The 13,738-nt window shown below is 72.1% G+C and carries 13 protein-coding genes and 1 pseudogene; 10 read left to right on the forward strand and 4 right to left on the reverse strand.

Translation table 11 applies throughout. The features are described 5' to 3' along the window. The first annotated feature begins 551 nt into the window (after nt 1-551). Both GA0074694_RS32425 and GA0074694_RS26865 read left to right on the forward strand, forming a co-directional pair. Nucleotides 552-1,235 carry an acyl-CoA desaturase gene (locus tag GA0074694_RS32425; RefSeq protein WP_245714925.1) on the forward strand — a complete coding sequence of 228 codons (684 nt, stop codon included), beginning with the start codon at nt 552-554 and terminating at the stop codon, nt 1,233-1,235. 230 nt (nt 1,236-1,465) lie between these two features. Continuing rightward, on the forward strand, nt 1,466-2,899 hold the full coding sequence (locus GA0074694_RS26865; protein WP_218105816.1) for an AMP-binding protein: 1,434 nt from the start codon (nt 1,466-1,468) through the stop codon (nt 2,897-2,899). A 515-nt stretch (nt 2,900-3,414) separates the two neighbouring features. Here GA0074694_RS26865 and GA0074694_RS34020 read toward each other — a convergent pair. The 3 genes and pseudogenes from GA0074694_RS34020 to GA0074694_RS26880 all read right to left on the reverse strand — a co-directional run. Then, nucleotides 3,415-3,960: pseudogene (locus GA0074694_RS34020) on the reverse strand (3-oxoacyl-ACP synthase); the annotation flags it as partial. Then, the gene (locus GA0074694_RS26875) at nt 3,957-4,619 is read right to left on the reverse strand and encodes an SRPBCC family protein (RefSeq protein WP_091462766.1); all 663 of its coding nucleotides are present in this window, start codon (nt 4,617-4,619) and stop codon (nt 3,957-3,959) included. The pseudogene GA0074694_RS34020 and the gene GA0074694_RS26875, both read right to left, overlap by 4 nt. Next, on the reverse strand, nt 4,591-6,312 hold the full coding sequence (locus GA0074694_RS26880; protein WP_091462767.1) for a thiamine pyrophosphate-binding protein: 1,722 nt from the start codon (nt 6,310-6,312) through the stop codon (nt 4,591-4,593). The genes GA0074694_RS26875 and GA0074694_RS26880 overlap by 29 nt, the downstream gene beginning before the upstream one ends. Before the next feature lie 237 nt (nt 6,313-6,549). Here GA0074694_RS26880 and GA0074694_RS26885 point away from each other — a divergent pair, with 237 nt between their 5' ends. From GA0074694_RS26885 to GA0074694_RS26910, 7 genes are read left to right on the forward strand one after another with little or no spacing between them, the layout of a single operon-like run. Continuing rightward, nucleotides 6,550-6,798 carry an acyl carrier protein gene (locus tag GA0074694_RS26885; RefSeq protein WP_091462768.1) on the forward strand — a complete coding sequence of 83 codons (249 nt, stop codon included), beginning with the start codon at nt 6,550-6,552 and terminating at the stop codon, nt 6,796-6,798. Nucleotides 6,799-6,801: 3 nt separating this feature from the next. Continuing rightward, entirely contained in the window at nt 6,802-7,713 is a 912-nt protein-coding gene (locus GA0074694_RS26890) for an SAM-dependent methyltransferase (RefSeq protein WP_245714927.1), read from the forward strand. Nucleotides 7,714-7,750: 37 nt separating this feature from the next. Continuing rightward, entirely contained in the window at nt 7,751-8,422 is a 672-nt protein-coding gene (locus GA0074694_RS26895) for an NAD(P)/FAD-dependent oxidoreductase (protein ID WP_091462769.1), read from the forward strand. After that, on the forward strand, nt 8,380-9,069 hold the full coding sequence (locus GA0074694_RS26900; protein ID WP_091462770.1) for an NAD(P)/FAD-dependent oxidoreductase: 690 nt from the start codon (nt 8,380-8,382) through the stop codon (nt 9,067-9,069). The genes GA0074694_RS26895 and GA0074694_RS26900 overlap by 43 nt, the downstream gene beginning before the upstream one ends. Further along, nucleotides 9,066-9,941: an SDR family oxidoreductase gene (locus GA0074694_RS26905; protein ID WP_218105818.1), complete on the forward strand. Its 876-nt coding sequence runs from the start codon at nt 9,066-9,068 to the stop codon at nt 9,939-9,941. Before GA0074694_RS26900 ends, GA0074694_RS26905 begins: the two co-directional genes overlap by 4 nt. Next, nucleotides 9,928-10,068, forward strand: coding sequence for a hypothetical protein (locus GA0074694_RS32435; RefSeq protein ID WP_218105819.1), 141 nt, complete (start codon nt 9,928-9,930; stop codon nt 10,066-10,068). The genes GA0074694_RS26905 and GA0074694_RS32435 overlap by 14 nt, the downstream gene beginning before the upstream one ends. Next, a complete protein-coding gene (locus tag GA0074694_RS26910; RefSeq protein ID WP_091462771.1) occupies nt 10,061-11,014 on the forward strand; it encodes an SDR family NAD(P)-dependent oxidoreductase in 954 nt (317 codons plus the stop codon). Before GA0074694_RS32435 ends, GA0074694_RS26910 begins: the two co-directional genes overlap by 8 nt. Before the next feature lie 69 nt (nt 11,015-11,083). Here the strand turns inward: GA0074694_RS26910 and aspS are convergent, their stop codons facing one another. Next, a complete protein-coding gene (aspS, locus tag GA0074694_RS26915; RefSeq protein WP_091462772.1) occupies nt 11,084-12,907 on the reverse strand; it encodes an aspartate--tRNA ligase in 1,824 nt (607 codons plus the stop codon). 170 nt (nt 12,908-13,077) lie between these two features. On the opposite strand from aspS, the gene GA0074694_RS26920 reads away from it, so the two are divergent. Continuing rightward, complete coding sequence (locus tag GA0074694_RS26920; RefSeq protein WP_091462773.1) at nt 13,078-13,665, forward strand: DUF6892 domain-containing protein; 588 nt, start codon at nt 13,078-13,080, stop codon at nt 13,663-13,665. Nucleotides 13,666-13,738: the final 73 nt, after the last annotated feature.

Genomic DNA, 13,738 nt, shown 5'->3' on the forward strand with positions numbered 1-13,738 from the left:
TGCGTACACCGATCCGTTACCCGAACGGCGCCGTCGGTGGTTCCCATCCCCATTCCGTCAGACCCGTCGACCGCATTCCCCGCCCCGGGCCCGTCCGTTGCGACGAGCGGTCCCGGGGCCGGCCCGGCACGCGTCCCTCTCCGACGACCAGCCCCGGAAACGGGGACGCGCCGCGATCGCACCGCTCGAACCCATAGATCAAGAGGTAGGTACCTGGACGGCAGAGAACACCGCTGGTTCATCCTGACCGCGTCCGTGGCGCCGCTGATCGGCGTCGTGGTGGCGATGGTCCTGCTCTGGAACAGGCTGTTCGGCTGGTCGGATCTCGTGGCCCTGGTGGTCATATACACGATCTGCGCCTTCGGCATCTCCACCGGCTACCACCGGCTGCTGACCCACCGGTCGTTCCGGACGACCCGTCCGATCTACCTCGCCCTGGCCACGGCCGGGGCGATGGCCGGGCAGGGCCCGCCGATCATCTGGGCCGCGCACCACCGTCGGCACCACCGGGTCGCCGACCGGGAGGGCGACCCGCACAGCCCGCACCTGGCTTGGAGCCCGGCGTCAAGGGCATCCTGCGGGGACTCTGGCACGCCCACCTCGGCTGGCTCTTCGACGTCGACCTGCGCTCGGAGCCGATGCGCTACTGCCCCGACCTGGTCCGGGACCGGGCCCTGCGGTGGATCAGCGAGAAGTTCGTCCTGGTCGTCCTCGCCGGCATCGTGCTGCCCGGCCTGATCGGGCTCGCCCTCACCGGCACCCTCGTCGGCGCGCTGACCGGTGCCCTCTGGGGTGGTCTGGTCCGGCTGTTCCTGGTCAACCACATGACCTACGCGGTCAACTCGGTCGGGCACTACTTCGGCCGCCGCCGGTTCGGCACCCTGGACCACTCCCGCAACGTGGCCTGGCTGGCCATCCCCTCCTTCGGCGAGGCCTGGCACAACAACCACCACGCCTTTCCCCGCTCGGCCCGGCACGGCATGAAGTGGTGGGAGGTGGACCTCAGCGCCATCTTCATCTGGTCGCTGGAGAAGGTCGGCCTGGCCACCCACGTGATCCGGATCGACCCGGAGCGGCTGGCCATGCGCGAGGGCGGGGTGAGCCTGGTCGGCAACGTCAAGCCGGACCAGACTCCGGCGACCACCGCGGAGGAACTGCTGACCGCACCGGCGGCCCCGCCGCTGTCCGAGCGCCGGTCCACGTCCGATCTGGTCTCGGTCACCGACGTCGAATGAGGACACCGACCGCCGTACCGGCCCGGAGGGGGACGCCATGCAGCTGTGGGAGCGACTGACCGGAGCCGGGAACCAGGGCCGGTTGCACGCCTGGGCCGGCAACCGCTTCACCGCGACGCCCTGGTCGGAGGTGGTCGCCGACGGCCGGGGCGCGGCGGCCACGCTGCGCCGGGCCGGGGTGCGCCCGGGCCGGCAGGTGGCCGCCGTCCTGGACAACTCCCCCGGAGGCGGTGCGCGGCCTGCTCGGGGTCTGGCTGGCCGGCGGGGCCGTCGCGTCACTGCCGGTGCCCACCCGGGGCATGGACCGGCAGGAGTACGCGCGGCACCTGGAGACCCTGGTCGGCAACCTGGACGCGCCGGTGCTGCTGGCCGACGAGAAGCTGGTGCCGCTGCTGCCGGAGTCGGTGCTCCGCCGCCTGGCGGTGCGGTCCTGGCAGTCGCTCGCCAGCGACGGCCGGATCGACGAGAGCCCGCCGGAGGCCGACGGGCTGGCGTTCGTCCAGTACTCCTCGGGCAGCACCAGCGTGCCCAAGGGGTGCACGCTGACCACCCGGGCCATCGGCCGCCAGCTGGAGATGATCCTGGCCATGGCCGGCAGGGTGCCCGGCGAGGAGACGGTCGCCTCCTGGTTGCCGCTCTCCCACGACATGGGCATGTTCGGCTGCCTGCTCTACGCCTGGGCGCACGACTTCGGCCTGGTGCTGTCCACCCCGGAGCGGTTCATGATGTCGCCCCGGACCTGGTTCCGGGACATGGCCGAGTACGGCGCCACCATGACCGCGGGCACCAGCACCGCGCTGCACCTGGCCGCGCGGGGGCAGCGCAGTGGCGCGCTGTCCGCCCCGCTGAGGCTGCGGGTCTGCGTGGTCGGGGCCGAGCGGGTGGAGTGGGAGGCACTGCGACGCACGGTGGCCGCGTTCGGGCCGCAGGGGCTGCGGGCGGAGGCGCTGATGCCGGCGTACGGGCTGGCCGAGGCGACCCTCGCGGTGACCGCCTGCCCGCACGACGAGGCACCGCGCTTCCTCGACGTCGACGGCAACCGGCTGGCCGACGGCGAGGTGGTGGCGTGCGCCGCCGACGACCCGGCGGCGACCCGGGTGGTCTCCACCGGCCGGCCCTGCGCCGGAGTCGAGGTGGACGTCGCCGAGCCGGGACGCCTCTCCGAGATCCGGGTCGCCTCGCCCAGCCTGGCCAGCGGCTACTTCGCCGACGCGGAGCGCACCGCCGCCCGGTTCGTCGACGGCCGGCTGCGCACCGGCGACCTGGGCTTCCTGCACGACGGCGAGCTGTACGTGGTGGGCCGCTCCGACGACCTCCTCCAGGTCGGCGGACGCAACGTCTACGCGCGGGAGATCGAGAGCACGATCGACGGGTTGGAGTCGGTCCGCAAGGGCTGCGCGGTGATCGTCGACGTGGCCGAGGGCGGCCGGAGCGAGGTGGTGCTGCTCGTGGAGCTGCGCAGCCGTAGCAACGACTACCGGGCCTTCGCCGAAGAGGCGGCGGCGATCGCGATGACCAAGGCCGGGGTGCCGCTGGCCGAGTGCGTCTTCCTGGAGAAGGGCACGCTGCCCAAGACACCCAGTGGCAAGATCCAGCGGTTCCGGTGCCGGACGCTGCTGGCGTCCGACGCGTGGCGTCCGCTGGCCCGGGTGGCCGTCCGCTGAGGTCGCTGCCGCGACACGCAGAAGCCGGGGTAGGAATCCGCTTCCCCACCCCGGCTTCGTCGTCGGAGCCGGCCGGCGACTAGCCGCCGGCCCCCCAGCGGACGGCGGCGGCGCCGGCCATGTCCCCGGCGTGCGCGAAACCGGCCAGGACCAGCAGGTCGCCCGAGCGCACCCGGCCGTCCCGGACGGCCTCGGTCAGCGTGATCGGCACGGCGGCCCCGAAGAGGTTGCCGTACTCGTCGAAGGTGCAACGCCTCCCGCCAGTTGCGGAACATCCGGTCCGGCTGGTTGGTGATCAGCACGTCGATGTCCGGCGTACGGGTGCCGATCCGGTCGCAGAGCGCGGTGACCACCTGGGGCAGGAGCTGGTTGCCCCGGCCGATGATCTTCGCGACCTTGGAGTCGGTGAAGCTGACGTCCATCTCGCTCTGTCCCGGCTGCCAGTACTTCCGGTCGTCGTCGAAGGCCAGGCCGACGTCGGTGGCGTACTCGACGTACTGGCGGACCTCCACGTCGAGGATCGGGGACTCGTCCCCGATCCGCAGGTAGCCGACCCCGCAGTCGTCGCCGGGGACCGGCGCGTGCGACCTGGTGCGGATGGTCGGCTGGGTGAAGACCTGGCCGGCGCTGTTCTGCACGTTGCACAGCAGCGCGGTACGCGCCCCGCCGGACTGCATGATCTGCTTGGCGACCTTCAGCATGTAGACGAAGGAGACGCAGCCGCCGTTGTACACGTCGAGCACCCACTCCGGGCGCTCGCCGAGCCGGTGGGCCACCTCCGCCCCGGCTCCGGTGAACGGCAGGTCGGGCAGGAGCACGTTGGTGAGGAGCAGGTCCACCGGCCCGTCGCCACGCTCGCGCGCCCGTTCCAGCACCGGCCGGGCCGCCCTCACGATCAGGTCGGCCGCGGTCTCCTCCGGCCCGATGTGCCGGCGGTACTTCGGCGACTTGAACATCACGCTGTCGTCGAGAGCCGCGTCCGCGCCCCGGTAGAACTCGGTGCCGACCCGGTTCTCCGGCAGGGCGCTGTCGACGTCGACCAGGCTGACCGGGGTGGTCATACCGACGCTCCCGCACGCACCACGTGGCCGGTCACCGGGATGCCCCGGCTGTGCCGGTACTCCAGAATCGCCTTGAGGTTGTCCAGCTCGGCCCGGTGCCCGGCGTAGAACAGGGGCCACATGTCCCCCACCCAGACCCGGTTCGGGTCGGCGACCAGGTGCCGATTGGGGTTGTCGTCGTAGTACGGGTGCCGGCAGTTGGTCCAGACCAGCACCGAGCCCGGCTTCTTGAGCACCAGCTCGGCGGGAATGATCCGGTTGATGTAGATCATCCACAGCTCGTCGCCCTGGTCCCAGGCGCAGTGGTAGTCGACGGTCAGCGCCTCCCGGTTGGCGACCACCTTCGCGTAGATGCGGGTGTCGTCGGCCAGCGTGTCCCAGCCGACGTGCAGGCCGTCGGTGGCACCGGGAACCGGCTCGAAGTGCCGGGTGCTGTACGTCCACTCGTCGAGGTTGCGCAGGTCGGCGAGGTAGTCGAAGACGTCCTCCGGCGGGCAGTCGATGTAGTCCTGCACGGTGCAGAACTGCCCGTACACCGCGTCGTGCGGGTAGACCGCGTGGGTCATCTCCGCCGCCTTGGCCAGCGCAGCCTCCCTGGGGGTGGTCTCGCAGCGCAGCAGGTTCGGGATGTCAGCCAACGGCGACGACGGGCTGGTCATGAGGTGCTCCTTGGGGACTGACGGTGTCGAGATGGTTGAGGAACGGTACGAACGGCGGGATCTCCCGCGGACTCACGTCGACGCAGACCACGGCCGGCGACCGGGTCGACCGGTGCGCGACCAGGGCCTGCCGCAGTTCGTCCGCCGTCCGGGCGTGGGTGACCGGCAGCGTCGGGAACATGCCCCGGATCCCGGCGGCCAGGTCAGTCGGTCGGAACTCGTTGAACGTGTACGCGTCGTCGTAGTAGAGCTGCTCGCGGGTGACGCACATGCCGTGCGCGTTGTTGTTGACGACCACGAACGTCACCGGCAGGTCGTGCTCGACCGCAGTGTGGATCTCCATGCCGTGCATGAGGAACCCGCCGTCGCCGATCACCACGTAGCTGCGCTGGCCGGTGGCGAAGGCGGCCCCGATGCCCGCGCCGAGGCTGTGCCCCATGCCACCCATCCCCAGCGCGACGACGAACCGCCCGTCGCGCGGCGTGGCCACGTAGTGGATGACGCCCGCGGCGGCGTTGCCCGCGTCGGCGACCACGGTCGCGCCGTCCGGCACGGCCGCGCCGACCGCCTCGACCGCGTCGCGCAGCCGCATGCCCTCCCCCTCGAACGGCGGGACGCTGAGGAAGCGCAGGTCCGCCCGGTCCGGGGGCGGTGGGGCGGGACGGGCGGCGCGCAGCCGCCCGGTGACCGCCCGCAACTCGACGCGCAGGTCGCCGTCCACGTACAGCGCGTCCGGGTCACAGAAGGCCGGCTCGGCCCCGAAGCAGACCAGCTCGGTGCCGGCGAGCAGGGCGTCCAGGCCGCCGCGGGCCATCACCGGCAGTCGGGTGCCGACCAGCACGCAGAGCCGGGCCCGGCGCAGGGCGTCGGTGACGCTCGGGTGCCCGATCACCCCGGCGACGCCGACGAAGCGGGGATCGTGGTTGGAGAAGACGTCCTTGCCGTCGGGCACCACGGCGACGCGGGCGTCCAGCGCGGCGACGAACTCGGCCAGCTCGGCGCGGGCGCCCCGGCGGGCCACCTCGTCCCCGGCGATGACCAGCACCGGTTCGCCGGCCAACTCCACCAGCCGGTCGGCGGCGCGTTCCCGGGCCGCCGCGGCGGCGACCGGCACCCGCCGGGCGGCGAGCAGCTCCCCGATCTGCGGCGGGTCGACGAGGACGGCCTGCTGCACGTCTTTGGGCAGCAGCAGCACCGCCGGCCCACCGGGCAGCGCCCGGGTGGCGGTGAGCGCGTCGGCCAACGCCGGGGCGAGGTCCGCCGGGTCGTCGACCCGCGCGCAGTACCGGCTGATCGAGGAGAACAGCCGGTACGCGTCGAACGAGCCGGCCAGTCCGCTGGTGTCCTGGAAGGCCCCCCGACCCTCCAGCGGGCGGGACGGCTGCCCCACCACGGCCAGCAGCGGCACCCGGGAGGCGTACGCCTCGGCGACCCCCGGGACCAGGTTCATCGCCCCCGCGCCGGAGGTGGAGACGGCCACCGCGAGCCGCCCGGTGGTGCGGGCGTACCCGTCGGCCATGGCGGCGGCGGAGAACTCGTGCTTCGCCACCACCGCGCGGACCACCCCGTCGCAATGGTGCGCCGCGTCGTACAGATCTTCAATGTTGGCGCCGCCGACGCCGAAAATGTGCCGCACCCCGACTCGATGCAACGATCTGATCAGATAATCGACTACCCGGTACGGTCTGTCCATTATGGATGGCCCCCGCGCGGCACCTCGAAACCTATGTCCCCCCAGAGTTGCTCATCATGCCCCGGGCTATCGTCCACACACAAGGTCGCAATGGAGGGTCGCCCGAAACCATCCACTGTGGCATGATCCAGCGGACCGACCTTCCGAGGGTTGGCGATACGCATTCTCGATGCGGCGGTCAGTGACACCTCTCGCTGTCGAATGCGCAATCACACCACGTGCACGAGGAGTGACGCAGTGATTACCGTTGAACAGGTCTGCGAAATGGTGCAGAAGAAACTGCGTGGAAAGAACGCCGACGAGATGTCGCTCGGCGCCCAGACCGCCTTCGACGACCTCGGACTGTCCAGCCTCCAGGTGGCCGACATCGTCTACGGCATCGAGGACCAACTCGGCATCGAGTTCGACCCGTCCCGCGCGGCGGACGTGAAGACCATCGGTGACCTGGTGGACCTGGCCAACTCCACGGCCCAGCTCCAGGCGTAGGTCGTGTCCGTCCACGCACCGCTGGCCGACGCCCCGGCGGCCGGAGCCGACAACGGCCGCTACGACGGCGCGTCCATGGACGCCATCCAGCAGCACTACGACCTCTCGAACGACTTCTACGCGCTCTGGCTCGGCCGGTCGATGGCCTACAGCTGCGCGATGTGGTCCGGGCCGGAGGACGACCTCGACGCCGCCCAGCTCCGCAAGTTCGACTACCTCGTCGAGGGGGCGCGGGCGACCGGAGCGCGCCGGGTGCTCGACGTCGGGTGCGGCTGGGGCGGGTTGAGGGAGCGCCTGGTGGGCACGCACCGGGTGGAGCAGGTCGTCGGGTTGACGCTCAGCGACTCGCAGGCCGAGTGGGTCCGGGCACGCGCGTCGGACGGGGTCGAGGTGCACGTCCAGGACTGGCTGGACCACACCCCGACCGAGCCGTACGACGCGGTGATCTCGATCGGCGCGTTCGAGCACTTCGCCCGGGAGGGGCTGACCCGGGCGGCACGCGTCGCCGCGTACCGCGAGTTCTTCACCCGGTGCCGTGGCTGGCTGCGCCCCGGCGGGCGGATCGCCATCCAGACCAACATCAAGGGCAACAACGTCCGGATGGACCGGCAGACCGTCGCCGACCTGCTCTTCATCATCGAGCGGATCTTCACCGAGTCCGAGATCCCGGCGCTGTCCGAGGTCATCCAGGGCAGTGAGCGGATCTTCGACGTGGTGTCGGTCCGCAACGACCCCGACCACTACGCGCGGACCTGCGCGCAGTGGCTGGACGGCCTCCGGCGCAACCGGGAGCGGGCCCTGGAGCTGGTGGGCGAGGAGCAGGGCGCCGAGTACGAGCGGTACCTCTCCGCCACCGTCGGACACTTCGAACGCCGGCACCTCGGGCTGGCCCGACTGCTCCTCGAGGCGGTCTGAGACGTCGCTGCCGCGACGGATCAGCGATTGGAGCGCTGTGCCGAACTATCGACATGAGGTCTACTGGCAGACCACCGAGGCCGCCGAACCACAGGACGCCCTGACCGGCGACGTCGAGTGCGACGTCGCCGTCGTCGGTGCCGGATTCACCGGCATGTGGACCGCGTACTCGCTGAAGAAGGCGCGCCCGGAGCTGTCCATCCACCTGCTCGACGCGGGGCTCGCCGGGGGCGCGGCCTCCGGCACCGCCGACGGTTTCGTCACCCCCACCCTCGGCAAGGACCTGGACCAGTTGATCCGGGTCTACGGGGCGGAGGCGGCCGGCAAGGCGTCCGCGATCGTCGGTCGGTCCGTCCTGGAGATCGGCCGGTTCTGCCGCCGGGAGAAGGTCGACGCCGAGTACGAGGCGAACGACTACCTGATGGTGGCGCTCAACGACGGGCAGCTCGCCCGCCTGGAACACGACCGGCGGCTCGCCCTCAAGCTGGGCAGTGACACCAAGATCATGGACGCGGCGGAGGCCCGCGCCTACGTCGACTCCCCCGAGATCAAGGGGGCGGTCCGGGTCGGCGGGGCGCTGGTCAACCCGTTCAAGCTGGCCCGGGGCCTGGCCCGGACGCTGCGCGCGGCGGGCGTGGCCATCCACGAGCGCACCGCCGTGCAGCGGTGGAGCCGGCGGCGACGCCGGGTGCCGCGCACACGGTGGTGACCGCCGCCGGGCGGGTCCGGGCACCACAGGTGGTGCTGGCCACCAGCGCGTCGCAGTACACCTTCCCGGAGTTCCGGCGCACCGTGCTGCCGATGTGGAGCTACGTGCTGATCGGCGAGCCGCTCGGCGAGGAGCAGCTCGGCCGGGTGCACTGGCCCGGACGGGAGGGTCTGGTCGAGGCGAAGACGTTTCTCCACTGTGGTCGGTTTACCGCCGACAACCGGTTGATGTGGGCCGGCGGACGGGCCTACTACTACCCGCGCAACCCGTTCGACCGGGCCCACCAGGAGAACCCGGCGATCTACCGGGAGCTGACCGAGTCGTTCGCCCGGTTCTTCCCGGCCTGGCGGGACGTGCGGTTCGAGTTCGCCTATGGCGGGGTCATCGACATCACCCGCGACATGATGCCGCACTTCGGCACGCTCCGGCCCGGCCTGCACTACGGGTACGGCTACTGCGGCAACGGCATCGCCGCCACCCACACCGGGGGGCGGATCCTGCGTGACCTGGTCCTCGGCGAGACGACCGACTACTCGACGCTGGCCCTGGTCGACGCGCCCCGACCGACCTTCCCGCCGGAGCCGATCAGCTTCGCCGGCTACCAGGTGCTGTCCCGGGTGTACGAGTGGAAGGACCGGCGCGGATGAGCCGGCAGAAGATGATCGTCCTCACCGGAGCGTCCGGAGTGGTCGGGCAGTCGATCGTCCGGGAGCTGGCCGGTCGTCCGGTGCTCTGCCTGGTCAACTCGGGCAGCGTGGCCGGTCCCGGGGTGGAGATGCTGCGGGTCGACCTGTCCCGCCCGCAGCTCGGCCTCGACGACGACGGCTACGCCGACCTGGTCGCCCGCACCGGCGCGGTCATCCACTCCGGCGGGCTGACCGACTGGGGGCAGTCGCCCGAGCGGTACCAGCGCACCAACGTGGACGGCACCCGCGAGGTGATCGAACTGGCCCGCCGGGCCGACGCGTCGATCTACCACCAGAGCACCTCCTTCGTGCACGCGCTGGCCCCCTCCGCCCCGCTGCCGCTGCGGCCGACCAACGTGGTCACCGCGTACGTCCGCTCCAAGCTCGCCGCGGAGGAACGGCTGCGGGCCTCCGGCGTGCCGTACGTGATCTTCCGGCCGACGAACCTGATCGGTGACGCGGCGACCGGGCTGACCTCGCGCGGGCAGATCGTGCAGCTCATGTCGGACTGGATCTGCCGGGGCCGGGCGAAGCTCTTCCCGGCCCACCCCGGCAACCTGGTGGACATCGTCCCGCAGGACACCCTGGCCCGGGCCACCATCGCCGCGCTGGACGCGGGCGACCACGGCCGGGAGTACTGGGTGACCTACGGCAAGGAGGCGATGACCGTCGACGAGGCGCTGGAGATCTGCGTCGAACACGCCCGCCGGCGCGGCAAGGAGATCACCCGCCCCCGGGTGATCCACCCGGACGACCTGACCGAGGCGGAGCTGGCCGCCCTGGCCCCGATGTCCCGCCGGTACGTGGAGGTCCTCGCCGATGTCAGCGAGTGACCGCGTGCTCCGGCGGGGCCCTCCCTCCTCCCTGGACGAGCTGCGCAGCCGGTACGGCCTGCCGCACGTCTCCGACCGGGACGCCTACCGACGAAGCCTCGAGTACTGGAGCGAGCAGGGTGCCTGACGACACGGAGCACACGTCCACCGACGGCCGGTGGGAGCCGCCGGCGCTGGCCGGCAGCGTCGCCGTGGTGACCGGCGGCAGCCGGGGGGTCGGGCGCGGCGTCGCCCTGGCCCTCGGCGACGCCGGGGCGACGGTCTACGTCACCGGGCGCAGCACCCGGGCCGACGGGCGCACCGAAGGGCTGCCCGGCACCGTCGACGACACCGCCGACGAGGTGACCCGGCGCGGCGGGCGGGGCATCGCGGTGCGCTGCGACCACCACGACGACGCACCGGTCGCCGCGTTGTTCGCGCGGATCGCCACCGAGCAGGACGGCCGGCTCGACCTGCTGGTCAACAACGCCTGGAGCGGGTACGAGCGCTCCGACGAGGCCCGCTTCGACGCCCCGTTCTGGCACCAGCCGATGTGGCGGTACGACGCGTACGCGGCGTCGGTGCGGGCGCAGTTCACCGCCAGCCGGCACGCGGTGGAGCTGATGCTCCCCCGGGACGCCGGCCTGCTGGTCACGATCAGCTACACCGACGGGGACACCTACCTCGGGCAGGCGGCGTACGACATGTTCAAGGCCGCCTCCGACCGGCTCAGCCGGGCGATGGCCGGTGACCTGCGCAAGACGAAGATCACCTCGGTCGGGCTGCACCCCGGTTTCGTCCGCACCGAGCGGGTCGAGGCGGCCTGGTCGGCGCTGGGCAGCGGCCCGGCGGCCGTGGTCCACTCCGCCGAGTACGTCGGTCGGGCGATCGCCCACCTGCTGGCCGACCCGTCGGTGCGGGAGGAGTCCGGGCAGGTCCTCGCCTGCGGTGACCTCGCCCAGCGGTACGGCTTCTCCGACGTCGACGGCCGCCGCCCCCCGGCGTTCAGGCTGGAGGGCATGATGAGCCTGGCCACCCGGATGGAGCGGCTGAACAAGGTCATCGCGGCCCAGAAGCGCGCCGCCGAGAGCTGAGGCGGCGCCGGATCCGACAGAGCCGGGATGGACGTCGTCCACCCCGGCTCTCGTCGTCCGGGCGGTGGATCAGGTCGGGTCGGCCACCGGGGCGGCCGGGCCGGCGGTGCCGGTGTGCGCGGCGGCCGGTGCCTTCGGCTTGGCGTCGATGCCCGCCTCGGTGCGCTGCTGGACGGTGATCGGGGTCGGCGCCCCGGTCAGCGGGTCGAAGCCGCCCCGGGTCTTCGGGAAGGCGATCACCTCGCGGATCGAGTCCGCGCCGGCGAGAAGCATGCAGACCCGGTCCCAGCCGAACGCGATGCCGCCGTGCGGGGGCGGGCCGTACTTGAACGCCTCCAGCAGGAAGCCGAACTTGTCCTGCGCCTCCTCCGGGGTGATGCCGAGCAGGTCGAAGACTCGCCGCTGCACGTCGCCCCGATGGATACGGATCGAGCCGCCACCGATCTCGTTGCCGTTGCAGACGATGTCGTAGGCGTACGCCAGGGCCCGGTCGGGAGCCTGGTCGAACCGGTCCATCCACTCCGAGTTCGGCGAGGTGAACGGGTGGTGCACCGCCGTCCAGCCGCCCGCCCCGCCGGCTTCCTGGTCGAGGACCGGCTCGAACATCGGCGCGTCGACCACCCAGCAGAACGCCCAGGCGCTCTCGTCGACCAGCTTGGCCCGCTTGGCAATCTCCACCCGGGCCGCGCCGAGCAGCTCCTGCGCCTCGCGGGTGTTCGTGCCGGCGGCGAAGAAGACCGCGTCACCGGGCTTCGCGCCGACCGCGTCGGCCAACCCGGCGAGGTGCTCGGCGGAGAGGTTCTTCGCCACCGGGCCGCGCGGCTCGCCGGTCTCGGCGTCGAGCACCACGTACGCCAGGCCCTTCGCGCCGCGCGCCTTGGCCCAGTCCTGCCAGCCGTCCAGCTCCTTGCGGGTCTGCGCGGCCCCGCCCGGCATGACGACCGCACCGACGTACCCGCCCGCGTCGATCGCGCCGGCGAACACCCGGAACGCGGTGCCGCGCAGGTAGTCGGTCAGCTCGGTCAGCTCGACGCCGTAGCGCAGGTCCGGCTTGTCGGAGCCGTACCGGGCCATCGCGTCGTGCCAGGTGATCCGGGGGATCGGCCGGGAGATCTCGTGGCCGGCGAGGTCCCGCCACAGCTCCGCGACGATCGCCTCGCCGAGGTCGATCACGTCGTCCTCGGTGACGAAGGACATCTCGATGTCGAGCTGGGTGAACTCCGGCTGCCGGTCGGCGCGGAAATCCTCGTCGCGGTAGCAGCGGGCGATCTGGTAGTACCGCTCCATGCCGCCGACCATGAGCAGCTGCTTGAACAGCTGCGGGGACTGCGGCAGGGCGTACCAGCTGCCCGGCTGGAGCCGGACCGGCACCAGGAAGTCCCGGGCGCCCTCGGGCGTCGACCGGGTCAGCGTCGGCGTCTCGATCTCCAGGAAGTCCCGCTCGTGCAGCACCTTCCGGGCGAGCTGGTTGGCCCGGGAACGCAGCCGCATGGCGTTGGCCGGACCACCCCGGCGCAGGTCCAGGTAGCGGTAGCGGAGCCGGACGTCGTCGCCCGCCTCGACCTGGTCGTCCACCGGCAGCGGCAGCGGCGCCGCCTCGGAGAGCACCTCCAGGCCGGTGGCGGTCACCTCGACGTCGCCGGTCGGCAGCTCCGGGTTCTCGTTGCCCTCGGGGCGGCGGGTCACCTCGCCGGTCACCTTGACACAGAACTCGTTGCGCAGCGCGTGCGCGTCCTCCTCGCGGAGGACCACCTGGACCACACCGGAGCCGTCGCGCAGGTCGACGAAGATGACGCCGCCGTGGTCGCGCCGGCGGGCGACCCACCCGGCGAGCGTCACCGTGGTGCCGGCGTCCGCCGCGCGCAGGCCGCCGGCGTCATGGGTACGGATCACGACTTGCGTCTCCTCATCTGCGGTCCAGCTTTACCCCTCGCATTGTGTCAGGGGCACCCGGTGCGGACCGGCACCGGGCGGCTCCCGGCCGGGAACGGCACGGCGCGTCCCCTGGCCGGCGACCCGCCCCCCGTCGGAAGCCACCCTCGCGGCGCGATACGGTCGAGATCATGAGCATCGTCTTCGCCGACCGCGGCCTGCACCTCGGCATCCTGAACGCCCTCCTGACCGACGAGGTGATCGCCGAGGCCGACCTCAGAGCGATCATCGAGTCGACCGGCCCGGACGGCCCGGACGACGGCTATCCGGGCCCGGGGCCGCGCCTGGCGGCGTCGCTGGACCTCCTGCACGCCGTCGCGGTGCCGTCCACCGCGGCCACGGCGATCACCCACCTGGACTTCGACGGCGGCAACGATATCTACATGCTCGTCGAGCAGACCCTGGACATCGACACGGGCGGCGAGTCCGACGACTACAACGTGACGTCGCTGGAGGGCATCCACGCGCTGTCGGGCCTGCAGTCGTTGGACCTGGACGGCCACGGATACCACCCGGAGCCGCTGGACCTGACCCCGCTGGCCGGCCACCCGACCCTGTCGGAGCTGGTCCTGACCGGCGACTGCACCGGGGCGGGGGCGTTGGAGTCGTTGCTGGCGCTGCGGAACCTGGACATCAGCCTGGCGCACCTCGACGACCCCGATGTCCCGACCCGCCTGGAGGCTCGCGGAGTGACGGTCCACCACCGCGGGCGCCGTTGACCACACCGCAGCAGGGGCCGGTTGAGGGCGCCGGAGCAGCGCTACGGACCCTCCACCTGCCTCCTGTTCGACC

It is taken from the genome of Micromonospora inyonensis, from assembly GCF_900091415.1.
In the GTDB taxonomy this organism is placed as follows: Bacteria; Actinomycetota; Actinomycetes; order Mycobacteriales; family Micromonosporaceae; genus Micromonospora; species Micromonospora inyonensis.